The following is a 24,922-nucleotide window of genomic DNA, read 5'->3' on the forward strand; positions in this document are numbered from 1 at the left end:
GTGATCTGAAGGACTGCGTCGCGCTTGAAGTCCTCGGTGAAGTTCGCTTTGCCCATCGGGGCCTCCTCGCCTCAAAAATTAGGGGAGAAGGCGTCCAGGAATCTAGGGGCGGTTCAGTTACGCGAGCGGTTGAGGCAGGCTGAGGTTCACTGACGGCCGGGCCGAGGCGACGGCTGCCGCTCGATCGAGACGGCTCGGGAAACGGGCGGGGAGGGGGAACGCATGATCACGAGTGCCAGCGAGCGTCCCTATTGCGGCCCGGCGCCATCGCCGGCGGAGCTGTGGTCGGCCTGGAATCTCGACCCCCTCCTGATCGCAGCCTTTGCGGTGGCGCTTTGCGGCCTGCCGCTGCTTGGGGGGGCGCGCGAGCGCGGCTGTTTCCTCGCCGGTCTCGGCCTGCTGGCCGTGGCACTCATGTCGCCGCTCTGCGCCCTGACCGTGGCACTGTTTTCCGCGCGCTCCTTCCATCATCTCGTTGTCGCCGCCATGGCCGCGCCCCTGATCGCGCTGGCGCTGCCAGCGGCCCGGCGGTCTGGCCCGCTGCTGCCGCTGGTCGCATCCTCCCTCGTCCTGTGGCTGTGGCACTGGCCGGCCATCTATGCCGCGGCGTTCTCCAGCCACGTCATCTACTGGGCGCTGCAGATCGGGTTGCTGGCGGGCTTCGTGTGGTTCTGGCGCGCGGTGCTGTCGCCCAACACGCCTCCCTTTGCCGCGTTGCTGGCGCTGGGGGCAGGGGCGGCCCAGATGGGCCTGCTGGCGGCACTGCTGACGCTTGCGCCGCGCCCGCTCTATGCGGTCCATGGCCTCGGCCCCCTGGCCTGGGGCCTCGATCCGCTGACCGACCAGCAACTTGGCGGGCTTTTGATGTGGGTGCCGGCCTTCTTCGTTTACGGGGGGCTGGCCATGGCCGCGGCCCGCCGTCAGGCGGCCGGGATGCCGGCATGACGGCCGCTGTGCTGAAATTCGTCCATATTGCAGGGCTGGCCGTCTGGTGCGCCGGGCTGCTGATGCTGCCGCTGCTGCTCGCCCGCGCCGACAATCCGGTTCGGGCAGGCGAGGCGGCCCGCATGCGTGTTTTCGCCCACCACGCCTACAATGCCTGCATCAGCCCGGCCGCAGTCATCGCGACGGCCGCCGGTGGCGCGTTGATGTTCGTCCGATGGCTGTTCGAGCCGTGGATGTTCGTCAAGCTCGGCTTCATCGGGCTGATGGTGGTGCTCCACACCTATCTCGGCCACTGCGTCACCCGGCTCGGCGAGACGGGCTATGTGCGCCCGGCCATTCCGCCCGCCCTGCTTCTCGGTGCCGGCCTCGCGGTGATGGGCGCCATTCTGGTCATGGTTCTCGCCAAGCCCCCGATCACGGTGGACGGCCTGCCGCTCTGGCTGCGTGTGCCCGCCGGCCGTCAGCTGCCTTTGCCCGTGGTGCCCAGTTGATAGTCGAACACAAGCTTGCCGCCATGCCAGCCGGTGAGGCCCGTGAAGGCCACGCACAGGCCGGACAGCAGGATGCCGAACGGCAGGACGGCCTCCTCGTAGCCGCCGAGCCGCAGGCCGTAATTGGCGCCGAGCATGGTCAGGAGCGCCACGGCGATGACGAAGTGCGTCCAGCTCGCCGGGCGCGTGCGAATGCCGGGAACCAGCAGCAGTTCCACCGTTCCGGTGATGCCGGCGACAACGCCCATGATGAACCCGAGGCCGATCGCCCACAGCGCCGCCCGCGCCCAGAAGGCATCGCCGGTCCACCAGTAGAACAGGTCGGCTCCGAAGGTGCAGATGGTCAGCGCGATGGGGAAGGCGACCAGCATGGCGTGGATCGGGTGCCCCGCGACGGCGATGCGCGTCTCCGTGTCGCTGAAGACGTGCCGGGCGTGCAGCGGATCGAGGTCGTCCCGTTCGCCGCTCGGCTTGGAGGTGTTCATAGGCTGGCCCTTCCTGCTTTCGTCCTGCTGGCGGGTGGCTGCGCGGGCCCGCTCTCGGCCCTTGATCCGGCGGGGCCGGCGGCCGGCGGCATCCTGACGCTGCTGGTCGTGCTGCTTGTGCTGGCCACCGCGGCGTTCCTCATCATCTTCGGCCTGTTCCTTCTGGCGCTCCGCCGCAACCGGAACCGGACCGTCTCGTTGCGCCTGTTCCTTGTCTGGGGCGGCCTCGTCTTCCCGCTGGTTCTGCTGACGGTTGCGACCGTCTATGGCGTGGTTCTCGGGGAACGGATCACCGGCGCCCGCACCATTCCCGCCATGGCGGTCGAGGCTCGGGCCGAACGCTGGCGCTGGACGTTTACGCACGGGACGCCGCAGGGTTCCATCGTGACGGAGAATGTCCTCCATGTCCCGGCCGGTCAGACCGTCGAGATCCGTCTCACCAGCACCGACGTGATTCACAGCTTCTGGGTGCCCCGCCTCGCCGGCAAGATCGACGCCGTTCCAGGCATGCGCAACCGCATCCTCATTCGTGCCGACCAGCCCGGCCGGTATGGCGGCGTCTGCGCCGAATTCTGCGGCAATGGCCACACCGGGATGATCTTCGTCGTCGTGGCCCATGCCGCCCCGGACTGGGACGCCATTGCGCGGGGGGACAGCCGATGACCGCCCTCCAGCTTCACAGCCGGCTCGATGCGATCTGGCGCAACGAGCGTGGCTGGCGGGGCGTGCTCACCTGCGTCAACCACACCGATCTCGGCCTTCGCTTCATGGTCGCGGCGATCGTCTATTTTGCGATCGGCGGCGTTCTGGCCATGCTGATCCGCGCCCAGCTTGCCTCGCCGCGCTCGGCCTTCATCGGGCCTGACCTGTTCAACCAGGTCTTCACGATGCACGGCAGCCTGATGATGTTCATGTTCGCCATTCCCTTCTTCGAGGGACTGGCCATGTACATGCTGCCGAAACTGCTGGGTTCGCGCGATCTCGCCTTTCCACGCCTCTCCGCATTCGGCTGGTGGTGCTACCTGTTCGGCGGGTTCATCCTTCTGGCGGCCATGGCGGCCGGCGTCGCCCCCGACGGCGGCTGGTTCATGTACACGCCGCTGGCCTCGAAGCCCTATACGCCCGGCATCAATGCCGACGTCTGGCTGCTCGGCATCACCTTCGTCGAGATCTCCGCGGTGTGCGCCGCCGTGGAACTGACCGTCTCGATCCTGAAGCTGCGCGCGCCGGGTATGTCGCTGAAGCGCATGCCGATCCTTGCATGGTACTTCCTCGTCACCGCGCTGATGATGGTGGTCGGCTTTCCGCCGCTGATCCTGGCCTCGACGCTGCTGGAAATCGAACGGGCCTTTGGCTGGCCGTTCTTCGACCCCGCACGCGGCGGCCATCCGCTGCTGTGGCAGCACCTGTTCTGGCTGTTCGGCCATCCGGAGGTCTACATCATCTTTCTTCCGGCCGCCGGCGTGGTGTCCACTGTGCTCCCGGTCATGGCCCGCCACCCGCTGATCGGCTACGGCTGGGTGGTCGGCTCGATCCTGGTGCTCGGCTTCTTCAGCTTCGGGCTGTGGGTGCACCACATGTTCGCGACCGGCATCCCGCATCTGGCACTGGCGTTTTTCTCGGCGGCCTCGGCACTGGTGGCCGTGCCGACCGTCGTGCAACTCTTTGCCTGGCTCGCCACCATGTGGGCCGGCCGGCCGCAACTGCGCCTGCCCATGCTCTATATCGGCGCCTTCTTCTTCATCTTCCTGCTGGGAGGTCTGACCGGCGTGATGCTGGCCATCGTGCCGTTCAACTGGCAGGTTCACGACACGGCCTTCGTCACCGCCCACCTGCACTATGTTCTGATCGGCGGCTTCATCTTCCCCATGCTGGCGGGTCTCTATTACTGGCTGCCCCGGCTGACCGGGCGGGTGTCCCATGGCCTGATCGGGCGTCTCGGATTCTGGCTGATCTTCGTCGGTTTCAACGTCACCTTCCTGGTGATGCATCTCACCGGCCTGCTGGGCATGCGCCGACGCATCTACACCTATGACGCGGGTCTGGGCTGGGACTGGCCCAACTTCATCTCCTCGGTCGGCTCCTTCGTCATGGCCTTCGGCTTTGCCGTGGTGCTCATCGACATGGTGCTGGCGGCGTTGTACGGCCGCAGGGTGGTTCGCAACCCGTGGCGGGCGCCAACGCTCGAATGGGCCATTCCCATTCCCGTGCCGAGCTACAACTTCGCCAGCCAGCCTCGGGTCGAAAGTCGCGAACCGCTGGACCGGCGGGGCCGGTTGACAGCCCAGCTCGCTGCCGGCGAGGGCTATCTGGCACGGGACCGCGACGGCCTGCGCGAGACCACCGGCGTGGATATCGTCTCCGGCCGGCTGCACGAGATCGTCGTCCTGCCCGGCAACAGCTGGCTGCCTGTGCTGACGGCCGCGGCCACCGGCAGCTTTTTCCTGCTGATGCTTGCCGGCCTCTATGCGCTCGCACCCCTTGCTCTGGTCGCGGTGGCTGTGCTGGCCTGGCACTGGGCATCGGCGATCGGCACGCGCACCGATCACGGCCTTGTCGACGCGGGTCTCGGCGAGGCGGCCCCGCCGCATCATGAATCCGTTGAATCGCCAGGGCTGTGGGGCAGCGTCTTCACGCTGGTCGCGGACGGCACGTTCTTCACCTCCCTGCTGTTCGGCTATGCCTTTCTCGCCACCGTGGCTCCAGGCTGGCCGCCTCCCGTCCTCGTCCAGCCGTCGCTTCTCGCAATTGCCGCCGTCACCGTGGCGCTCGCGCTGGCACTTGGCGCCGAGCATGGAGCCCTGAGCGCCATCCGCGGGGGCAACGCCCGCGCCGCCGCCGCCCGATACGGCGTTGCCGCAGCCGCGATGCTGGCAGCAGTGGTGGCGCTGATCGCCTTTGGCTGGCTGGGGCTGCCCGCTCCCGCCTCGCATGCCTATGGCGCCGTCGTCTGGGTGCTTGTCGCCTATGGTGCGTTCCACGGGTGCGTGGCGCTGCTCATGCTGCTGTTCGTGCGTCATCGGCTGGGGCAGGGCTTCGTGTCCGCTGCCCGCACCGTGGAGCCGCTCGTGGCCCGCCAGTGGCTGCGCTACGGCGCCGGCGTGATCCTGCTCATCCTCGTCGTCACGGCCTTTCCCGGAGCCGGCTCATGGCGCTGGTAATCCGCGCGCTCGGTGGTCTGCTCATCTGGGCCTTCGGCTTCGCGCTGCTTTACGCCCTGCACGGCCTGGTCTGTGCCGCCGGTTGGGGAGCGCGGCCGCTGGCCGGGCCGGTCACCATCGCCGGCGCGGTCCTCATCGGCACCTGGCTTGTTCTTCTGGCCGTCGCGGCCCTGTTCCTGATTCTCCTGCGCAGAACCGATGGCGATGGCCGCGCTGGCTTCCTGCAGCGCCTGGCAATGATCGGCGCATGGTCGGGTCTTGCCGGCCTTCTCTTCATGGGTGCGCCCGTGCTGCTGCCGGCGCAGTGCCTTTAGGCGGCCGGCCCGACCCCAAGCCGGATGCAATCGAGGGATGAGTCCAGCGCCCGTCGTAGAGGTTTCACGATTTTGCCGTCTTCGAACATGGCCTCCGTGCGACGCTCGCTGTCGTCACCCATGACCCGGCACATGACGGTCGCCGCGCATTGACGTTGGCGACGCAGCCGGCCTATGCGACCTTCGGGAGGGCAGGGCACCCAATGGCGAATGGCGGCGCAGCACGACGAAGCCTGAACCTCAGGCAATTGGCTGAGGTGATCGGCGTTCACCCCTCGACGGTGTCGCGGGCGCTCGACCCGGCCAAGCGCCATCTGGTGGCCGCCGAGGTCGCCGAGCGCATCCGCCAGACAGCCGATGAGCTCGGTTACCGGCCCAACCCGGTGGCGGCCAGCCTCAGGACGCAGCGTTCGGCCCTCGTCGGCGTCCTCGTGCCGGATATCGCCAATCCGGTCTTTTCGCCGATCATCTCCGGCATCTCCGAAGTGGTCCGCGGAGCCGGCTATTCGACCATCGTGGCCGATACCGGCAGCGAATCCGATGCCGGCCTCAGGCTGATCGACGAATTGATCGCCCGGCGGGTGGACGGCCTGGTGCTCGCCTCGGTGAGCCGCAGCGATGCGGTTCTGGACCATTGTCTTGCCGAGGGCGTCAAGGTCGTGCTGGTCAACCGCGCGGACGATTCGGGGCGCGCGCCCTCGGTGGTCAGCGATGACATCGCGGGCATGAAGGTCGCTGTCGAGCATCTCCACGGGCTCGGACACCGCATCATCGGCCATGTCGGCGGACCGGAGCACCTGTCGACCGGCCATCTTCGGCGCCTGGGCTATGAACAGGCCATGGCGGGCCTCGGTCTTGACGTCGAGACCCGGCTGATCGCTGCGGCACGGGCCTATGATCGCACGGAGGGCGCCCGGGCCACGGGTCTCCTTCTGGACCGCAATCCGGACATGACGGCCATCGCCGCTGCCAATGACCTTCTGGCGCTCGGCGCCTACGAGGCGATCCGCGCCCGCGGCCTAGCGTGCCCCGCCGATATCGCCGTGGTCGGGCACAACGATATGCCGCTCGTGGATCTGGTTGAACCGCCGCTGACCACGATCCGCATCGGGCCGCGCGAGATGGGCTGCGACGCGGCCCGCATCCTCCTCGGCCTGATGAGTGGCGAGGAGCCCGCCGAGCCGCATCACGTTCTGGTGCCGACCCTCGTCATTCGCAGTTCCACCGGGCCTGCCCGGCCGCGTCGCCCCGCCGCATCCTGAGGAAACACGGTCATGCAGGATTTGCATTGACCGGCATAAAGGCTGCTCCTAATCTGCAATCGATTGCTGTAGCCGTTTCGCTCATATTTCAGGGCGGAACGGCCTCCAGCCCGCACCCGACCCCGAGGAGAGTCGCAATGAATTCCGTATCCCGGCGCACGTTCATCGCAGGCTCTGTCGCAGCCGGCACGATTCCGGCTCCGATGGTGATGGCCCAGTCCGACTTCATGGAGCCGACCCGCATCCGCATGGGCTACGCGCCCTATATTTCCGGCGGGCCCTACTTCATCGCCCAGGCCAAGGGCTATTTCAAAAAGCTGAACATCGAGGTGGTGGGGACGAGCCATGTCGATGGATCGCTGTCCATGCCCTCGCTTGCGGCGGGTGAGCTCGACATCACCGGTGCCACGCTCAGCGCGGGCCTGTTCAACCTGATGTCCAAGGGCGCCGGCCTGAGGCTGTTCTTCGAGCGCGGCCGCGAGGCGCCGGGCTGGGGGTCCAACTCGATCATGGTGTCCAACGAGATGTGGGAGAAGGGCTTCCGCACCGTGGACGGCTACAAGCTGGCCAAGGGCGCCAGGATCGGCATTTCCTCGCGCGGCAGCGTCGCCCACTACCTGCACACGATGGGTCTGGAGCGTGCCGGGCTGAAGTTCGACGATGCTGACTGGAACTGGGGCATGGCGCCCCGCGTCAGCCTGCCGCTGATGCAGCAGAACCGCATCGACATCGTCAACATGCCGCTGCCGGGGGCCTATGCCGCCCAGGCGCGCGGCGTCGGCAAGATCGCCACCTGGAGCGACGAGCTTGCGCCGGACTTCGTGCTCGCCTGTTCGGTGGCCAGCGAGAAGTTCCTGCGCGAGAAGCACTCGGCCGTGGTGCGCTTCTGCATGGCGATCATGCAGGCCAATGCCGAATATATGGAGGCTGCGAAGAACGGCGGCGACGAGATCCTCAAGATCATCGGCGATGCAACCGGCCTCGCGCCTGCGGTCGTCAACAGCAGCCGCCCGCGCTGGACCCTGATGTCGCTCGACGGCCTGCCCAACATGTCCTCCATCGTGGCGCAGCAGAAGTTCTGGCACGAGCGGACCGATCTCCTGCAGCGCATGGTGCCGGAGAACGAGCTGTTCGACGATCGCGCCATCCGCGAGGCGCGCAAGAGGCTGGACGAACGCAACCCCTTCATCTGACGACCGGTCCCGACCGCTTTCCCGTTCCCCATCAGCAAGGCACGAACGTTCGCATGCAGTTCGAGGCGATTTCCATCGAGGGCCTGTCCCACCGCTTCCTGTCCAGGACGCGGCCACCGACAACGGCCCTCACCGACGTGACCTGTTCCTTTCCGGCCGGCAAGGTCACGTCGATCGTCGGCCCATCGGGTTGCGGGAAATCGACCCTCCTGCTGATCATGCGGGGGCTCGTCGAGCAGAGCCAGGGAGCCGTCCGCTTCATGTATGGCGACGGCTCCGGCCGCCTGGTGCCGGGCGAGGCGCCGCGCATGGCCACCGTCTGGCAGTCGTTCAACCTGCTGCCGTGGCGCACCGTGACGGACAATGTGGCCTTCGGCCTCGAGCTTGGCGGCATGCCGGCGGCCGAGCGGCGCGAGAAGGCTCTGGAGGCCATCAAGGCCGTCGAACTGGCCGGGTTCGAGAACCATTATCCCGGCCAGCTCTCCGGCGGCATGAAGCAGCGTGTCGGACTTGCACGCGGCCTCGTCATGTCGCCGGACATCCTGTTCCTGGACGAACCCTTCGGCGCGCTCGATGCCCAGACCCGGCTCTATCTCCAGGAACAGCTTGCCGAACTTGTCGAGCGCAGCGCCAAGACGGTGATCCTCATCACCCATTCGATCGAGGAAGCGATCTTCCTTGGCGATCATGTGGTCGTGATGACCGCCCGCCCGGGCCGTATCGCCGCCACGATCGATGTCGACCTGCCGCGTCCGCGCAATATTGACGTGCAGAACAATCCCCGTTTCGGCGAGCTCTTCTCGGAAATCTACGGGCTGTTGCGCGAAGAAGTCCGCAAGTCGATGATGAATTGAGGTCGCGGACCATGACCGACGCCAACAGGGCCATCGCCATGGCCACCGACAAGCCCGATGCCCCGCTTCCCGTCGACGAGCGCCTCACCGACGACACCTGGTGGTATGGCCCGGTCGCCATGACCGCCTTCCTGATTTTCTGGGAGGTCTCGGTCTGGTGGGGCGACATTCCGGAACTGTTCCTGCCGCGGCCCTCGCTGGTAGTGGTGACGCTCTATGACCTTTTTGCCCGCAAGGGCCTCATCTGGGACCTGGCCATCACCTGCTACCGGATCTTCGGCGGCTTCCTGCTGGCCGCGGTCATCGGCATCGGCCTCGGCCTGCTGATGGGCATGTCGCGGCGCATCTATGCCACCGCCGACATCTTCGTCGCCGCGCTCTATCCCGTTCCGAAGATCGCGCTCCTGCCGCTGCTGGTCATCTGGCTCGGCACCGGCAACATCTTCCTCATCGTGCTGTCCGCGCTCGGCTGCATCTTCCCGATCCTGGTCAACACCATCATCGGCGTGCGCCAGTGCGACGAGGGGCTGATCCTGGCGGCCCGCGACCTTGGTGCCAGCCAGGTGCAGATCCAGCGCAAGGTCGTGCTGCCGGCTGCTATTCCTGCCATTTTCGGCGGACTCAGGCTGGCGCTCGGCATTTCCATCATCCTCGTCGTGGCCGCCGAGATGCAGACCGCCCGCTACGGCCTTGGCGCACAGCTCCAGCTTGCCGGACAGGTGCTCGAGACCGGCCAGGTCTTCGCCATCCTGCTGCTGCTGGCCGTGCTCGGCATCCTGCTCACCAAGGGCCAGGACAAGCTCGGCAACCTCGTCAACCGCTGGCGCGCGAACTGACCGGCGCACGCCCGGTCCACCGTTCCCGCCGAGACCATTCGGGCTGCCCGCCGGCCCCGGAGAAGCACCATGAAGCGCACGCTGATCGAATGCGGCTGGCTCGTCTCGATGGACGAGGCCGTCGGCGACCACCGCAATGCCCGCATCCTGATCGAGGGCAGCCGGATCGTGGCGGCCGGCAAGGGCATCGAAGCCGACGCCGATGCGGTCATCGACGCCCGCGACAAGATCGTCATGCCGGGCCTGATCGACGCCCACATCCACACCTGGCAGGCGGGCCTGCGCGCCATCGGCTCGGAATGGCTGGGGCCGGACTATCACAAGAACATCCATGCCAACCTCGCCACCCATTATGGCCCCGAGGACAATTATCTCGGCAATCTCATCGGCGCTCTCGGCCAGATCGATGGCGGCGTCACGACCATCTGGGACTGGTGCCACAACATAACCTCGCTGGACCATGCCGAGCGGTCCGTGGACGGTCTGGAGGAATCCGGTATCCGCGCGCTGTTTGCGCACGGCACGGCCAAGCCGCCGACCAGGCCGGGCGAACTGCCCTATACCCACGTTCCCCATCCGCGTGACCGCATCGAGGCGCTGCGCAAGGGCCGGTTCGCCTCCGATGACCGCCTGGTGACCCTCTCCATGGCCATCCTCGGCCCCCACTGGGGCACCTACGAGGTGGCCGAGCAGGACCTGCGCCTCGCGCGCGAACTGGGCCTTGTGTCCACGTCCCACGCCACGCGCCGCATTCCTGACCAGGTCGCACCCGGCGGCTACGGCAAGCTCGTGAAGGCCGGCCTGATCGGCCCCGACCACAACCTCGTCCACGGCAACTACATCGAGGACGAGGAACTGAGGCCGCTGGTGGAGGCCGGCGCCTCGATCACCGCCACCGTGCTGGTCGAACTGCACGGCCATGCCGCCGAGCCCGTCACCTTGCGCGTGCGCCGTTTCGGCGGCATGCCCTCCATCGGCATCGACGTCGAACCCATCGTCACCGGCGAGATGTTCCGCGAGATGCAGGCGGCCCTGTTGCACGCGCGCTGGGCTTCGCTGCGCGACAATGCCGCCGCCGGCAATCCGCCGTTCCAGTCCATCCCGATCCGCTCGCGCGAGGCGCTGACCTGGGCGACCATCGGCAATGCCCGCGCCATGGGCATGGAAGACCAGATCGGCTCGATCACGCCCGGCAAGAAGGCCGATATCGTCATGCTGCGGGCGAACGACCTGAACCTCTTCCCGGTCCACGACCCGCTGCTGTCGATCACCGACCAGGCCCATGCCGGCAATGTCGACACCGTCATCATTGACGGCGTGGTGAAGAAACAGGGCGGGAAGCGCGAGTTTCCGGACGACGTGCTGGAGCGCCGCAAGACCGAGCTTCTCGCCTCCATCGACCGGATCATGCGCGCCGGCAGCTTCACCGTGAAGGCGGCCTGACGCCATGGCCCGCACCCTCATCCGCTGCGGCTGGGTCGTCTCGATGGACCCGGCCATCGGTGACCTGAAGGGCGCCGAGATCCTTGTCGAGGACGACCGCATCGCCGCCATCGGGCGAGACCTTGGCGCGCAAGCCGACACGGTGATCGATGCTCCCGCGATGATCGCCATGCCGGGGCTGGTGAACGCCCACCTTCACACCTGGCAGACGGGCCTGCGCGCCATCGGTTGCGAATGGGCGCACGGCGAATATTTCAAATACCTGCACGGCGGCATGGCCACGCAATATGGGCCGGAAGACAATTACCTCGGCAACCTGATCGGCGCGCTGAACCAGATCGATGGCGGCTGCACGACGCTCAACGACTACTGCCACAACATCACCTCCACCGAGCAGGCGGAGCGCTCCATCGACGCGCTGGAGGATGCCGGCATCCGCGCGGTGTTCACGCTCGGCGCCGGCAAGCTGCCGCCCGAGCAGGAGAAGGCAGAGCCGTTCGAGAAGCGTCTCAATCCGCGCGACCGGGTCGCCCATATCCGCAAGCGGCTGGCCGATGACAGTGCGCTCATCACCATGGCCCTGGCGGTTGCCGGGCCCCACTGGGCCGAGATGGAGCCGACGCGCATCAATCTGAGACTTGCCCGCGAGATGGGCCTGCGCTCGTCCTCCCATGCCACCAAGCGGCCGGAACTGGCCATCGACCCGCGCGGCTATTACCCGCTTCTGGACGAGGGTCTGGTCGGTGCCGACCACAGCGTGGTGCACGGAAATTACCTGTCCGACGACGAGCTGAAGCGGCTGTTCGACGCCGGGGTCACGTTCTGCGCCACGGTGCAGACGGAACTGCGCGGCTATGCCGGCGATCCGCTGGTCGGGCGGGTGAGAGCGCTTGGCGGCATTCCCTCGCTCGGCATCGACGTGGAGCCGCGCGTCTCCGGGGAAATGTTCCGGGAGATGCAGATAGCGCTCCTCTACGCGCTGTCCGTCTGCCAGCGCGAGAATGCCCGTGACCGCAAGCCGGCTTTCTCCGTGGTGCCCATCCGCTCGCGCGAGGCTCTCGCCTGGGCCACCATCGGTGGCGCAGAGGCGCTCGGGCTCGCAGACCGGATCGGCACGCTCACGCCGGGCAAGAAGGCCGATATTGTCCTCCTCGATGGCGACGACCTGAACCTGTTCCCGGTCCACGACCCCATCCTGTCCATCGTCGAGCAGGCCAACCAGGGCAGTGTCGACACCGTTCTGATCGACGGCGTGGTGCGCAAGCGCGGCAAGAAGCTGGTCTTCCCGGAGGCCGTGCGGCGCCAGCGCATGGCGGAACTGGAGACGTCCGTCGCTCGGGTCATGGCGGAAGCCGGCTACGTGCCGTTCGGACGATAGCACCATGGCGACCGCCTCCACGCGCACGCTGATCCGCTGCGGCTGGCTCGTCACCCAGGACGGGACGCCCGGCGCCATGCGCGATGCCTGGCTGGTCATGGCCGGAGACCGTATCGAGGCGCTGGGGCAGGGCACACCGCCCCCCTGCGACGATGAGATCGATGCGACCGGCATGATCGTCATGCCGGGTCTGGTCAACATGCACCTGCATACGTTCCAGGCCGGCTTCCGGGCGGTCGGGGCGGAATGGCTGGGGCCGGACTATTTCCGCAACTTCTACGGCGATACGGCGACCCGATTCACGCCGGAGGACAACTATCTCGGCACGCTGTTCGGCGCCCTCAACCAGCTCGATCAGGGCGTCACCACGCTGGCAGACTATTCCCACAACCTGCGTTCGTTCGAACAGGCCGAGCGTTCCGTCGATGCGCTCGTCGATTCAGGCATTCGCGCGGTCTTCATCCACGGGGACGGCCTGCGCGAACCGGCCCTGCCGGGCGCCATGCCGTCGCGGCGGCTGCATCCGCGCGAGCGGGTCGAGGCCCTGATGGCGAGCCGGTTCGCTCATTCCGGCCGGGTGACGCTGGCGCTCGGCATTGCAGGGCCGCACTGGGCCGACTGGGAGGCGAGCCTGCACAATGTGCGGCTGGCACGCGATCTCGGTCTTGTGGCCTCCTCCCATGTCACCCGCAGCCATGCGAATGCCGTCACGCCGGACGGCTACGACCGGCTGGCGGCCATGGGCCTGCTTGGACCCGACCACAACCTGGTCCATTGCAACCACCTGACCGCGGACGAGATCGGGCGGCTGCTCGATACCGGCTGCACGGTGACCGCCACGACCATGAACGAGTTCCACGACTATCCGACGGATTCGGTCCTGAGGAAGGTCATGGACCGCGGTCACCAGCCCTCTGTCGGCGTCGATGTCGAGGCCATGGTGGCCGGCGACCTGTGGCGCGAGATGCAGACCGCGCTTCTGTTCGCCCGTAATGAAGGGCTCAGGGCAGGGCGCCCCGATGCCATGATCGGCTCGCGCACGGCGCTCGGCTGGGTCACGACCGCCGGCGCAAAGGCGCTGATGAAGGAGCGCGAGATCGGGCGTCTCGCGCCCGGCCTGAAGGCCGATATCGTGATGCTGCGAAGCGGCGATCTGAACCTGTTCCCGGTCCACGATCCGGTCTTTGCCATCGTCGAACAGGCCCATGCCGGCAATGTCGACACGGTCATCGTGGACGGCATCGTGCGCAAGCGGGCAGGGCGCCTGCTGTTTCCCCAGGACCAGCGCCGCGTCCTTGGCGAGGCCCTCATCCAGTCCGTCGGACGGCTCATGTCCGAGGCCAACGCCGCTGCCCGGGCGGCGGGTCGCGATGCGGTGCCCTTTCCTGCCTTCGGGAGTGCGCCGACTTGACCGATGCAAACGATTGCAATACCTCCATAGTCCGGAGGACGCCATGATCATCGAACGGCAGGAGCAGGTCACCGACGCTGTGCTCGCCGCGATGGCGGCCACGCCCGACGCGCGCCTTGGCGAGATCATGGCCGCGCTCGTGCGCCATCTGCATGCCTTCGCGCGCGAAGTGCGCCTGTCGGAGGCGGAATTCGACCAGGCGATCCAGGCCGTGGTCGCGCTCGGCCAGTTGACCAATCGCACCCACAACGAGGCGGTGCTCGCTTCCGACGTTCTCGGCCTGTCGACGCTTGTCTGCCTGATGAACAACGGGCCCGAGGGTCAGACCGAGAGCATGGCCGCGCTGCTCGGACCATTCTGGCGGTTGCATTCGCCGCCGACAGCCAATGGCGCGTCCATCATCCGCTCGCCGACGCCGGGCGAGCCGCTGACCGTGTCCTGTACGGTGCGCGATGCCGCCGGGTCGCCGATGCGGCGGTGGATGTCTGGCAGGCCTCGACGGTCGGCATGTACGAGAACCAGGACGACAGCCAGGCCGACATGAACCTGCGCGGCACGTTCCGCACGGATGCTGACGGCCGGTTCTGGTTCACCTCCGTGAAGCCGGCCGGCTATCCGGTTCCCACGCACGGCGTCGTCGGCCGGCTGCTCGAGGCCCAGCAGCGCGCGCCATACCGTCCGGCCCACATCCATTTCCTGATCCACAAACAGGGTTTCAGGACGCTGGTCTCGCAGGTCTTCGTCGACGACGACCAGCACCTGGAAAGCGACGTCGTCTTCGGTGTCACGCGCGCCCTGATCGGGCGGTTCGAGCGGACGGCGGACGGTTTCGCGCTCACCTACGATTTCGTGCTCCAGCCGGGCGAGTCGGTCCTGCCGACCCCGCCCATCGAGTAGATCCATGTCCCACAGGCTCGATAACAAGGTCGCCGTGGTCATCGGCGGCTCCGGCGGCATCGGCGCCGCAACCGCGCGGATGCTCGCGGGCGCGGGCGCGCGCGTGATCGTTACCTATCGCTGCCGGAAGGATGCCGGCGAGGCGGTGGTCGCCAGTCTCCCCGGAGACGGGCACCTGTGCCTGCCTGCCGACCTCGCCGACACGGCCACCCTCGCGGCCCTGGCCGCGGAGGTTGCGGCGCGCACCGGCGGCGCCGACATTCTGGTCAACACCGGTGGCTTCACCGAAGCGGTGCCCGCCGCCGACCTCGACGCGCTGACCGACGGGCTGATCGACCTCATCTTCGAGGTCAACTGGCGCGGCCAGTTCGCCGCCGTCCGGGCCTTTCGCGAGCAGATCGCCGCCCGCGGTGACGGCCTGATCGTCAATGTCTCCTCGATTGCCGCCTTCAACGGCGTCGGATCCAACATCGCCTATGCCTCGGTGAAGGCGGCGACGGACACGATGACAAAAGCCCTCGCGCGCGCGCTCGCGCCCGCGATCAGGGTCATGGGTGTCTCCCCCGGCGTCGTCGACACTGACTTCGTGCCAGGCCGCGGCCCGGAGCAACTGGCGAAAATCGCCCCGAGCATTCCGCTAAGGCGGGTGGCGGTCGCCGACGATGTCGCGCGCGCCATTCTCGCCTGCGCGACACACCTGACCTATTCCACCGGCTCGCTCGTCGTCGTCGATGGCGGGCGCGCGCTCTGACCAGGCAGGGAGGACAAGAACAATGCGCACCATGAGAGACAAGGTCGTCATCACCTGTGCCGTGACCGGCAACCTGACGACGCCGGACCAGACCCCCCATCTGCCGATCACGCCGGAAGAGATCGCCGAGGCCTGCCTGGGAGCGGCCGAGGCGGGTGCGGCCGTCGTCCACATCCATGTGCGCGAGCCCGGCACCGGCAAGCCGTCGATGGAGATCGCCTATTACGAGGAGGTCGTTGCCCGCATCCGCGCCCGCAATGCCGAACTCATTCTCAACCTGACCACCGGACCCGGCGGGCGCTTCGTGCCCTCCGAGGACGACCCGAAAGTGGCAGGCCCCGGCACCACGCTGGTCGCGCCGGAAAAACGCGTCGAGCACATCGCGAAGATCCGCCCGGACATCTGCACGCTCGATCTCAACACCATGAGCTCGGGCGGACAGGTGGTGATCAACACGCCGGGCAATGTCCGCCGCATGGCGAAGATCATGCGCGAGGCCGGCGTCAAGCCGGAGATCGAACTGTTCGATTCCGGTGACATCGCCCTGATGCATGATCTCCTGCGCGATGGCACGCTGACCGGCCCCTGCATCGCCTCCTTCGTGCTCGGTGTGAAATACGGCTTCCAGCCAAGTCCCGAGACGGTGATCTACGCGCGCAACCTGCTGCCGGCGGGCACCGAGTTTACGGTGATCGGCACCGGTCGGTCGTCGTTCCCCATGGTTGCGCAGTCCGTGCTCGCCGGTGGCCATGTCCGCACGGGCCTTGAGGACGCCGTGATGCTCGACAAGGGCGTGCTGGCACCCTCGAACGCCGCGATGGTCGAGAAGGCGCGCCGTATCGTCCAGGAACTCGGCGTCGGCATCGCGTCGCCCCGCGAGGCGCGCGAGATCTTCCACCTGCCGTCCCGGGGAGCCTGACCGTGGCCGTGAATGTTTCGGCCGGCAGGTCTGCCGGCGCGCCGAAATCCCTGAATGGAGCGACCGTGCCGATGCGCGGGCTGAGGCTCGGCGCCAAGGCCGCCTCCATCGAGATGGTGGCTCCCGTTATCGAGCCCCTGTCGATCATTCGCACTGACGAAGCGGATGCGCTGGTCGAGATTCGCGCCGCCGCCGTCAACCCGTCCGACGCCAAGGCGGCGATCGGCATGATGCCTTATGCTGTGTTTCCCCGCACGCCAGGCCGTGATTTTGCCGGCGTGGTTGTCGAGGGGCCCCGGCAGTTTCTCGGTCGCGAGGTGTTCGGCTCATCGGGCGATCTCGGCATTCGCCGCGACGGCACGCACGCCACCCATGTCCTTGTCGAGGCGACCGGCCTTGTCGAGAAGCCTGCGACCATCTCGCTCGTCGAGGCTGCCGGCATCGGCGTGCCCTTCGTGACGGCGCAGGAGGGTTTCCGCCGGGCAGGGCGGCCGAAACCCGGCGAGACCGTGCTCATTCTCGGCCTGAATGGCAAGGTGGGACAGGCGGCCGCCCAGATCGCCACCTGGGCCGGAGCCAGCGTCATCGGCGTCGTCCGGCGTGCCGAGGCCTATGCCGGCCACGCCACCGGCGAGGTCACCGTGGTGAATTCCGCATCCGTCGATGTGGCGGCCCGGGTGCGCGAGCTCACGGGCGGCAAGGGTGCCGATATCGTCTTCAACACGGTGGGCGAGCCCTACCATGAGGCAGGCACCAAGGCGCTGGCGGTAACGGGCCGGATGATCGTCATCGCCTCGCTCAGGGAGCCGGTGCCGTTCGACCTCTTCGCCTTCTATCGCGGGCGGCACACCTATGTCGGCATCGATACGCTGGCCCTCAGCACGACCGCGACGGCGGACATCCTGCGCGACCTCGTGCCGGGATTTGCCACCGGCAGCCTGAAGCCGTTCGAAATCCGCCCGGAAGGGCTCTACTCGCTCGATCGGGCGCGGGAAGCCTATGCCGCGGTTCTCGGCTCGAGCCGCGACCGGATCGTGTTCCTGCCGCAGGTCTAGCCCGAAGGCCCTGAAGCCATGCACATCAACCGGTTCGCCGACCTGAAGCCCTATGAGGCGCCCGGCCACCATGGCATGCGGATGCTGAGAATGCAGGGCCGGGAGGCGGGGCCTTCGGAGGTGGTCTGGCTCGGCGTGTCGCAGATCCTCCCCGGCGGCGGTGTCGATCCTTCGGCTTCGGCCGAGGAGAAGTTCTACGTCGTTCTGGAAGGTGAACTGACGGTCGAGACAGCCTCCGGCAGCGCCCGGCTCGGCCCCTGGGACAGCTGTCGCATCGCTCCCGATGAGGTCCGCGCCCTGAAGAACGAGACGAACCGCACCGTCACGGTGCTGCTCGCCATGCCGCTGCCCGGCGTGGCTCGCACGGACTGAGGCAGCCGCTCAGGCGCGTCCGCCATGGAGCGGAAAGGCGTGGCCGTCACGATCGGCAACGCTCAGCGACTGGCGGAAGGCGCCGGCCCCGGTCGCATGGTGGTGCGCCCCATCGACCGCGTGCCTGTCTGTCGGCTCGAGCAGGCTCCTGCCGACCATGGTCGAGGCTCGCGGGAGGCCCAGAAGGTCGAGGACGGTCGGCGCGATATCGATGATGCCGCATGGCCTCATGTCGATGGCGCCGCGACCGGCATCCGCCCCATTGCCGAGCACCAGCAGGGTGTTGACCTCGTGGCGGTTGAGGCCGCCATGCATCCCGCCCCCCACCGGCACGCCGCCGGTGATCAGCCCGCGGCCGGGCAGGCCATAGGCATCGGCGCCGCAGTCCGAGCGCAGGACATAGACGAGATCGGGGGCGCGGTCGGGATGGTCGAGGCCGACCAGACCAAGGGACAACGTGCCCGGAACCTGGCCCATGACCGGGTCGTCGGACGGGGTGAACACCATCCCCGTCTCCGGCTGCTCCATCAGCCAGCGGGCCACCGCATCGCGACGGCTCACGTCACCGTCGACCACGCGAATCTCGCCCATATTGCCGCCGGTGACCGTCAGCACCGCGTCGCCCACCCACTCATCCGCGGCCTTGGCGGCCGGGTGGCCGGACGCTGTCAGGGCCGCGGCCATGTCGAACTGGCCATGGCTGGAAATCTGCCCATGATCGGAGGCGGCAATGACCGTGATCGCCTCCGCGCCCGGCCGGGCTGCCAGGGCATCGAGAATGCGCCCGAAAGCGGCATCGACGTGCCGGATGACGGAAAGCGTTTCAGGAGTGCCCAGAAATCGGTAGTGGAACGAGGTATCCGGCTCGTTGAACCAGATGAGGGCGACGTCCGGCTCAAGGTCGGCCAGCACATGCTCGACCATCACTCGGGCGGCATAATCGGTCTCCGCGAAGCGGGGCAGTTCTCGCGGTGGGAGGGGGCCAAACCGGGCGATGGCCTCCCGGACGGCCTCCGGCGTGCGACTGTGGTCCGCCCCCATCATGGCAAAGGTCCAGTGGCCGTGCCGGGCAGCCCGTGGATTGATGGCATAGGCCGAGCCTGCCGAGCCGGTATGGACCACGGCGAGCCGCAGTCCCGCCTCCGCCATGACGTCGGCAAACGTGGCGACGCCCACGAGGTCGCCGCCCAGCACGGCCTCGGCATGGGTGATGTGATCCAGGCGTGAGGTGTCGATGATGCGGTCCCTGGCGATCGCCCGGTCATAGAAGGCATTTCCGACGATGCCGTGGACGCGCGGCGGCGCACCGGTGGCGATCGATGTGGTCGCCACGCGGGTCATGGACGGGAACACCGACCGTGCTTCACGGAACCAGCGCTGGCTGCCTGCGAAGGCTGCCAGTCTCGGCATCAGATCCGGACGGACGAAATCCGGGCGCAAGCCGTCGAAGACGACCACGACGACACGGGATGCACGGCGCACGGGCTCACCTCAGGGTCGGGTCCAGCCGATCGCGCAGCCAGTCGCCGAGCAGCGAGACGGCGAGCGTGGTCAGCACGATGGTCAGGGCGGGCGCCAGCATGATCCAGGGGGCCCGTGTGATGTATTCACGCCCGAACCCGACCATGTTGCCGAGGCTGGTCATGGGCGGCTGGACGCCGAGCCCGAGGAAGGACAGCCCGCTCTCCAGCAGGATCACCTCGGGGAAGACAAGCGTCATCGAGACGATCAGCGTGGAGGCGATATTCGGCAGGATGTGCTTCAGGTACACGCGGCCGGGGGAGGCGCCAAGCTGCGTGACGGCCGAGGCATAGCCCTGGGCGCTGGCCGAGACGGCTAGGCCGCGGGCGATGCGGGCATAGCGTTCCCAGCCGAACAGGCCCATCAGGCCGATGAGCAGGGCCAGCGAATTGCCGAAGAAGGCGAGCACGGACAGGGCCAGAATGAGAAACGGCATGGCCGCCTGGAAGTCGGCCAGCATGAGCACCGCCTGCTCGGCTACCCCGCGAAAATAGGCGGCGACGAAACCCAGCGTGGTGCCGAGCACGGCCGAGATGATCGTCGCGCCGAAGGCGATCATCAGCGAGATGCGGATCGAGACGATCAGTCGTGACAGCACGTCACGGCCGAGTTCGTCGGTGCCGAGCCAGTGTGGCGCGGTCCCCGGCGGCACCAGCCGGTTGCGCAGGTTCGGCGTGGTGTAGGAATAGGGTGCGATCCAGTCGGCGGCGAGCGCGACCAGGATCATGGCGGCAATCCACAGGACGGCGAACCAGACCAGCAGCGGCACGCTTGCCATGCGCCGGCGCCAGGTCGGGTCGGTGCCCTCCGCGATGGCGACCTTGTCGAAGGTGCCGTCGGTCATGATCCGCTCCTGCCGGCGGTCTGGCGCAGCCGCGGATCGAGAAAGCCGTAAAGGAAATCAACGGTAAGGTTGGCGGCCACCATGGTGGCCGCGACGAGCAGCAAGATGCACTGGACGACGGCAAGGTCACGGTTTGCTACGGCCACGACCAGCAGGCGCCCGACCCCCGGCCACGAGAACACGCTCTCCACCACCACCGCGCCGGCGATCAGCGAGCCGACCATGAAGCCGATGATGGTCACGGTCGGGATCGCGGCATTGGGCAGGGCATGGCCGACCACCACGTCCCGCCAGGGCACGCCCTTGGCACTCGCCGTGCGCACATAGGGCTGGCCCAGCACTTCAAGCATGGCGCTGCGGGTGAAACGGGCAAGGACGGCCGCGCCGCCGATCCCGAGTGTCACCACCGGCAGGATGGCGTGTTTCCAGCTGTCCTGCCCCCCGGAGGGCAGCCAGCCGAGTTGCACGGCGAAGATCAGCACCAGCACCAGGCCGAGAACGAAGCTCGGCACGGTGAAGCCGGCAACCGACAGGAGCATGATCGCCCGGTCGGCGAAGCTGCCGCGGTGCAGGGCTGCGAGGATTCCGGCCGGAATGCCGATGAGCAGCTTGAGCATCAACGCCGGGATGGTCAGCGCCAGCGTTGCCGGGATGCGCTCGGCGACCAGTTCGACGGCGGCGCGGCCATCGCGCATCGACCGGCCGAGTTCACCCTGCGCGATCGCGTAGAAATAGCTGATATATTGCTGCCACAGGGGGTCATCGAGGCCCCAGGACTTGCGGAATGCGGCGATCGCCTCCGGCGGCGCTTCCGGCCCCAGAATGATCAGGGCCGGATCGCCGGACAGGCGCAGCACGACGAATGCGAAGGTGACGACCAGCACGATCGTGATCAGCGCGCGACCGAGGCGCAGGGCTGTAAAGCGGAGCATCAGGCGGCCTTTCGGGCGGTTCCGGCCGCAGGTTCGACCAGATGGCAGGCAACCCGCCGGGTTCCGTCGACGGCCACCAGCCTCGGCGCCTCGGTGCGGCAGCGCGCGGCGGCCAGCGGGCAGCGCGGGTGGAATGCGCAGCCCTGCGGACGATCAGCCGGATTGGGCGGCTCGCCGGACAGGACGATGCGCTCGGCGCGCCGGCCAGGCGACGGGGCCGCCGAAACGAGGGCCCGCGTATAGGGATGCAGCGGCTCGGCGAAGAGGTCGTCGGCGTCGCCCTCCTCGACGAAACGGCCCAGATACATGACCGCGATCCGCCCACTGATCTGGCGCACCACGCGCAGGTCGTGGCTGATGAACAGCATGGCGAGGCCGAGGTCGGCCTGCAGGTCGATCAGCAGGTTGACCACCTGCGCCTGGATCGAGACGTCGAGCGCGGAGACCGGCTCGTCGCAGACGAGGAAGTCGGGTCGCGTCATCAGCGCCCGGGCGAGCACCACCCGCTGGCGCTGGCCGCCGGACAGTTCGTGCGGATAGCGACTGCCCTGGCGGGCCGACAGCCCGACGCGCTCCAGCATGCGAACAGCCCTTTCCTGCCGCTCGCTGCGCGCCGCGCCTTCGTGGATATCGAGCGGTTCGCGAACCTGCTCGATGACCGGGAGCCGGCGGTCGAGTGCTCCGAGCGGGTCCTGGTAGATCATCTGCATGCGCGACCGCGACTGCCGCCAGGCCGCCGACCGGATCGGCGGAACAGGTTGCCCCGCAAAGGTGACGGAGCCTTCGTCCGGCACCTCCAGCCCGAGCACCATCCGGCCGAGTGTCGATTTGCCGGACCCGGATTCGCCGACCACGCCAAGCGTCTCGCCGGGCCGGATCGTCAGGCTCACACTGTCCACCGCGCGGACCCCGACGGCCTGTCCGAACAGGCCGCGGCGGCTGTGATAGACCCGCGCCAGCCCCTGGGCACGAACAAGCTCGGCCGTCATGCCGTCACCGTCCGGGCAGCCCGCGGCGCATGGGTCTCCACCGGCCGGCGAAGCAGGACGCAGGCAGCGCTATGGCCGTTACCGAGCGGCGTCAGCAGCGGGTCCTCGTGCCGGCACGCCTCGGTAGCCAGTTCGCAGCGGGGTGAGAAGGCACAGCCCGGGGGCAGGGCCCGTGGATCGGGGACAACGCCTGGAATGGACGTCAGGCGCCGGCGCGGCCCCGCCAGCGGCGGAAGGGAGCCGAGCAGGCCGCGCGCATAGGGATGCCATGGACCCTCGGCAAACAGGGCGCCCGCCGGCGCTGTCTCGACGATCCGGCCGGCATACATGACCGCGACGCGCTCGCAGGTCTCGGCGATCACTCCCAGATCGTGGCTGATCAGCACGATGGCCATTCCCGTCTCGCGCCGGATCGCACTGATGAGTTCGAGGATCTGCGCCTGGATCGTCACATCGAGCGCCGTTGTCGGCTCATCGGCGACCAGCAGGTCCGGTCGCCCGGCGAGCGCCATGGCGATCATGATCCGCTGGTTCTGGCCGCCGGAAAACTCGTGCGGGAAGGCGTCGATCCGGCGGGCGACATCCGGAATGCCGACCAGTTCCATCAGCCGGCGCGCTTCGGCCCTGAGGCTCGCGCCCGAAAGATCGGTGTGCAGCGCCAGGGCCTCGCTGATCTGGCGGCCGACCTTGAGGACGGGATTGAGCGCGCTCGCCGGATCCTGGAAGATCATCGCGATGCGGCCTCCTCGCACGCGGTCGAGATCGGCCGCTGGCGCGCCCAGCAGTTCGCGTCCCTCCAGGCGGGCGCTTCCGGAAATGCGGGCCTTGCCTGGAAGCAGGCCAAGAGCTGCGAGCCAGGTGACCGATTTGCCCGATCCGGATTCGCCGACCAGGCCGACAGCCTCGCCACGGGCGACGTCGAGATCGACGCCGCGCAGGGCCGGAACGCCGGCGAAGGAGACGGTCAGGTCGCGAATGCGGACGAGCGGCTCGCGGCCCGAGGCCGGTGAGGGGACATTGGCCATCCCGGTCAGACCCTATCCGCGACAGGGCCGGCTCCGGCGGCCGTCAAACCGAAACGGCGGGCGGCGGCAGGTGGAAGGTACTGCATCGTCTGATCTGTCCCAGGCAGAATGAAAACACCGGCGGGCACTGGGCCCGCCGGCGAGATTTGCTGCGTCACGCGCCGAAATTGCCGGGGCGAAAGTCCATGGCGAAGGCCGGGGCCGCCTTCCACTGGATTGACTTCGGCTTGGCCGTGAACGTCGCGTTCTGGTGAAGGACCGTGTAGGCGGGGTCCTCGCGCTCGCAGATTTCCAGCATGCGCCGGAAGGCCTGGCGCCGGCGCGCGCGGTCAGTGGAGGTTTCAAGCACCTCGCAGAGCTGGTTCATTTCGGCATTGGTCCATTCGCCGATCTGCTGCTGCTGGCCGTTCGGGCCGTGCTGGTTGACGAGCGAGGAGACCGGATCGTTGAACGGGGCCGAGTTCGACCAGTCACGCACGGCACGCTGCGGACCCCGCGCCATGATCTGGCTCCAGTTCTCCACCGTGTTGATCTGCACGTTGAGGCCGACCGAGCGCCACATCTCGGTCATCACCTGGGCCGTGGCGTTCTGGTTGGTGTAGTAGTTGCTCAGCAGGCGATAGACGATCGGGTCGCCCTTGTAGCCTGCCTGGCGGAGCAGGTCGCGCGCCAGGGTCGGGTTGTACTCCGGCACCGTCCAGTCGGCGTGGAACATGTCACCGTAGAACTGCCACTGCAGGCCTGCGGGGACGACGGTGCGGCCCGCCCAGAGCGATTCGACGATCGCCTGGCGATCGATGGCGTGGGTGAAGGCCCGTCGCACCAGCGGATTGGCCAACTGGGCATTGTTCTTGTCGAAGCAGATCAGGCGATGGTTCTGGATCGTTCCGCCCTGAACCTCGAAGGCGGCGTTCTTCTCGATCTCACTGATCTGGTCGGGCGGGATGTCGCAGGCGAACTGGTACTGGCCGGACTGCAGGCCAGCGATGCGGCTGGCAACCTCCGGGACCTCGACGAAGCGGATCGACCGGAGCGGCGGCGTGCCGCCCCAGTACTCGTCATGCGCCACCAGCTGGAGCGAGGTGTCGGGACGGAACTCGACCACCTTGTAGGGACCGGTGGTGATCGGCTTGCGGGCCCAATCGAGATAGGAATTGGCCTCTTCCCATCCACGGCGGCTCATGATGTCCGAGCCGTAGCGGGCGAGGCGGCCCTCCAGCGTCACGTCGGGCGTGGCATTGTAGAAGCGCACGGTGTAGCGGTCGACGGCGTCGACGCGGACGAGGTCCGGCCAGGCGCGGCGGGCAACCGCGGGAACCTCGCGGGGCAGTTCCTTGCCGGCGCGCGGGGACGGGATGACACCCATGATCGACAGTGTCGTCCGGTTCTTCGGCTGGGTGTCGCCGAACATGCGCTCGCGCGAGAACGTGAAGACCACGTCCTCGGCCGTCATCTCGTCGCCGTTGTGGAATTTCACGCCCTGGCGAAGCTTGAGTTCGACGGTCTGGTCGTCGATCCGCTTCCACTCCGTCGCAAGGCCGGGGCGGGGGCTCAGATTGCCGAGCCAGTCGCGGCCGATCAGGCCTTCCCAGAGCGAGGTGAAGAAGATGCGCTCGCCGACATTGGACTGTTCGCGCAGCACGTCGAGCGTGTTGGAGTTGACGATCTTCTGGACGGCAATGGTGATCGCCGGGCGGCTGTCGCCCTGTGCCATGACGATCCTGGGAACGAACGGCGCCGCGAGGATCGTGCCACCTGCCAGGAGAACATTGCGTCGGGAGGTCTTGGCCATCGTGTCACCGTCGGATCGGGAAAAGGGAGGCGGCTGGCTCTCCGAACCTGCG

23 protein-coding genes and 1 pseudogene are annotated in these 24,922 nt (G+C 67.7%); 17 read left to right on the plus strand and 7 right to left on the minus strand.

Features of this window, described 5'->3' with window-relative positions; all coding sequences use genetic code 11:
• Positions 1–222 precede the first annotated feature (222 nt).
• Both ACTIFS_RS14480 and ACTIFS_RS14485 read left to right on the plus strand, forming a co-directional pair.
• A complete protein-coding gene (locus ACTIFS_RS14480; protein WP_439574827.1) occupies positions 223–945 on the plus strand; it encodes a cytochrome c oxidase assembly protein in 723 nt (240 codons plus the stop codon).
• Entirely contained in the window at positions 942–1,436 is a 495-nt protein-coding gene (locus tag ACTIFS_RS14485) for a CopD family protein (protein WP_439574828.1), read from the plus strand. Before ACTIFS_RS14480 ends, ACTIFS_RS14485 begins: the two co-directional genes overlap by 4 nt.
• Here ACTIFS_RS14485 and ACTIFS_RS14490 read toward each other — a convergent pair.
• The gene (locus ACTIFS_RS14490) at positions 1,406–1,921 is read right to left on the minus strand and encodes a DUF2231 domain-containing protein (RefSeq protein ID WP_439574829.1); all 516 of its coding nucleotides are present in this window, start codon (positions 1,919–1,921) and stop codon (positions 1,406–1,408) included. The genes ACTIFS_RS14485 and ACTIFS_RS14490 overlap by 31 nt on opposite strands.
• 108 nt (positions 1,922–2,029) lie before the next feature.
• Here ACTIFS_RS14490 and ACTIFS_RS14495 point away from each other — a divergent pair, with 108 nt between their 5' ends.
• The 15 genes and pseudogenes from ACTIFS_RS14495 to ACTIFS_RS14565 all read left to right on the plus strand — a co-directional run bounded on the left by ACTIFS_RS14495 (position 2,030) and on the right by ACTIFS_RS14565 (position 17,767).
• Positions 2,030–2,584 (plus strand): cytochrome c oxidase subunit II, encoded by a 555-nt coding sequence (locus tag ACTIFS_RS14495; protein WP_439574830.1) that lies wholly within the window; start codon positions 2,030–2,032, stop codon positions 2,582–2,584.
• Positions 2,581–5,082, plus strand: coding sequence for a cytochrome c oxidase subunit I (gene ctaD / locus ACTIFS_RS14500; protein WP_439574831.1), 2,502 nt, complete (start codon positions 2,581–2,583; stop codon positions 5,080–5,082). Before ACTIFS_RS14495 ends, ctaD begins: the two co-directional genes overlap by 4 nt.
• Positions 5,070–5,396 (plus strand): hypothetical protein, encoded by a 327-nt coding sequence (locus tag ACTIFS_RS14505; protein ID WP_439574832.1) that lies wholly within the window; start codon positions 5,070–5,072, stop codon positions 5,394–5,396. The genes ctaD and ACTIFS_RS14505 overlap by 13 nt, the downstream gene beginning before the upstream one ends.
• A 257-nt stretch (positions 5,397–5,653) precedes the next feature.
• Positions 5,654–6,658, plus strand: coding sequence for a LacI family DNA-binding transcriptional regulator (locus ACTIFS_RS14510; protein ID WP_439575031.1), 1,005 nt, complete (start codon positions 5,654–5,656; stop codon positions 6,656–6,658).
• 137 nt (positions 6,659–6,795) lie between these two features.
• Positions 6,796–7,851, plus strand: coding sequence for an ABC transporter substrate-binding protein (locus ACTIFS_RS14515; protein ID WP_439574833.1), 1,056 nt, complete (start codon positions 6,796–6,798; stop codon positions 7,849–7,851).
• 53 nt (positions 7,852–7,904) lie between these two features.
• Positions 7,905–8,705: an ABC transporter ATP-binding protein gene (locus tag ACTIFS_RS14520; RefSeq protein WP_439574834.1), complete on the plus strand. Its 801-nt coding sequence runs from the start codon at positions 7,905–7,907 to the stop codon at positions 8,703–8,705.
• 11 nt (positions 8,706–8,716) lie between these two features.
• A complete protein-coding gene (locus ACTIFS_RS14525) occupies positions 8,717–9,541 on the plus strand; it encodes an ABC transporter permease (RefSeq protein ID WP_439574835.1) in 825 nt (274 codons plus the stop codon).
• A gap of 69 nt (positions 9,542–9,610) precedes the next feature.
• Complete coding sequence (locus ACTIFS_RS14530) at positions 9,611–10,984, plus strand: amidohydrolase family protein (protein ID WP_439574836.1); 1,374 nt, start codon at positions 9,611–9,613, stop codon at positions 10,982–10,984.
• A 4-nt stretch (positions 10,985–10,988) separates the two neighbouring features.
• Positions 10,989–12,362 carry an amidohydrolase family protein gene (locus tag ACTIFS_RS14535; RefSeq protein WP_439574837.1) on the plus strand — a complete coding sequence of 458 codons (1,374 nt, stop codon included), beginning with the start codon at positions 10,989–10,991 and terminating at the stop codon, positions 12,360–12,362.
• Positions 12,363–12,366: 4 nt separating this feature from the next.
• Complete coding sequence (locus tag ACTIFS_RS14540) at positions 12,367–13,773, plus strand: amidohydrolase family protein (protein WP_439574838.1); 1,407 nt, start codon at positions 12,367–12,369, stop codon at positions 13,771–13,773.
• Between the two features lie 43 nt (positions 13,774–13,816).
• Positions 13,817–14,670: pseudogene (locus ACTIFS_RS14545) on the plus strand (dioxygenase).
• 4 nt (positions 14,671–14,674) lie between these two features.
• Positions 14,675–15,421, plus strand: coding sequence for an SDR family NAD(P)-dependent oxidoreductase (locus ACTIFS_RS14550; RefSeq protein ID WP_439574839.1), 747 nt, complete (start codon positions 14,675–14,677; stop codon positions 15,419–15,421).
• Between the two features lie 31 nt (positions 15,422–15,452).
• A complete protein-coding gene (locus ACTIFS_RS14555; protein ID WP_439575032.1) occupies positions 15,453–16,340 on the plus strand; it encodes a 3-keto-5-aminohexanoate cleavage protein in 888 nt (295 codons plus the stop codon).
• A 71-nt stretch (positions 16,341–16,411) separates the two neighbouring features.
• The gene (locus tag ACTIFS_RS14560; RefSeq protein ID WP_439575033.1) at positions 16,412–17,395 is read left to right on the plus strand and encodes a quinone oxidoreductase family protein; all 984 of its coding nucleotides are present in this window, start codon (positions 16,412–16,414) and stop codon (positions 17,393–17,395) included.
• An 18-nt stretch (positions 17,396–17,413) separates the two neighbouring features.
• Positions 17,414–17,767: a cupin domain-containing protein gene (locus ACTIFS_RS14565; RefSeq protein ID WP_439574840.1), complete on the plus strand. Its 354-nt coding sequence runs from the start codon at positions 17,414–17,416 to the stop codon at positions 17,765–17,767.
• Between the two features lie 9 nt (positions 17,768–17,776).
• On the opposite strand, the gene ACTIFS_RS14570 is transcribed toward ACTIFS_RS14565, so the two are convergent.
• The 6 genes from ACTIFS_RS14570 to ACTIFS_RS14595 form a co-directional block, all read right to left on the minus strand.
• Positions 17,777–19,249 (minus strand): alkaline phosphatase family protein, encoded by a 1,473-nt coding sequence (locus ACTIFS_RS14570; protein ID WP_439574841.1) that lies wholly within the window; start codon positions 19,247–19,249, stop codon positions 17,777–17,779.
• 4 nt (positions 19,250–19,253) lie between these two features.
• Complete coding sequence (locus ACTIFS_RS14575; RefSeq protein WP_439574842.1) at positions 19,254–20,132, minus strand: ABC transporter permease; 879 nt, start codon at positions 20,130–20,132, stop codon at positions 19,254–19,256.
• Complete coding sequence (locus tag ACTIFS_RS14580; RefSeq protein WP_439574843.1) at positions 20,129–21,064, minus strand: ABC transporter permease; 936 nt, start codon at positions 21,062–21,064, stop codon at positions 20,129–20,131. The genes ACTIFS_RS14575 and ACTIFS_RS14580 overlap by 4 nt, the downstream gene beginning before the upstream one ends.
• Entirely contained in the window at positions 21,064–22,053 is a 990-nt protein-coding gene (locus ACTIFS_RS14585) for an ABC transporter ATP-binding protein (RefSeq protein ID WP_439574844.1), read from the minus strand. Before ACTIFS_RS14585 ends, ACTIFS_RS14580 begins: the two co-directional genes overlap by 1 nt.
• Complete coding sequence (locus ACTIFS_RS14590; protein ID WP_439574845.1) at positions 22,050–23,078, minus strand: ABC transporter ATP-binding protein; 1,029 nt, start codon at positions 23,076–23,078, stop codon at positions 22,050–22,052. The genes ACTIFS_RS14585 and ACTIFS_RS14590 overlap by 4 nt, the downstream gene beginning before the upstream one ends.
• Before the next feature lie 154 nt (positions 23,079–23,232).
• Positions 23,233–24,870, minus strand: a complete 1,638-nt coding sequence (locus tag ACTIFS_RS14595; protein ID WP_439574846.1) for an ABC transporter substrate-binding protein — start codon at positions 24,868–24,870, stop codon at positions 23,233–23,235.
• Positions 24,871–24,922: the final 52 nt, after the last annotated feature.

Origin of the sequence: Phreatobacter sp. (assembly GCF_051860605.1) — a bacterium.
Taxonomy (GTDB): domain Bacteria; phylum Pseudomonadota; class Alphaproteobacteria; order Rhizobiales; family Phreatobacteraceae; genus Phreatobacter.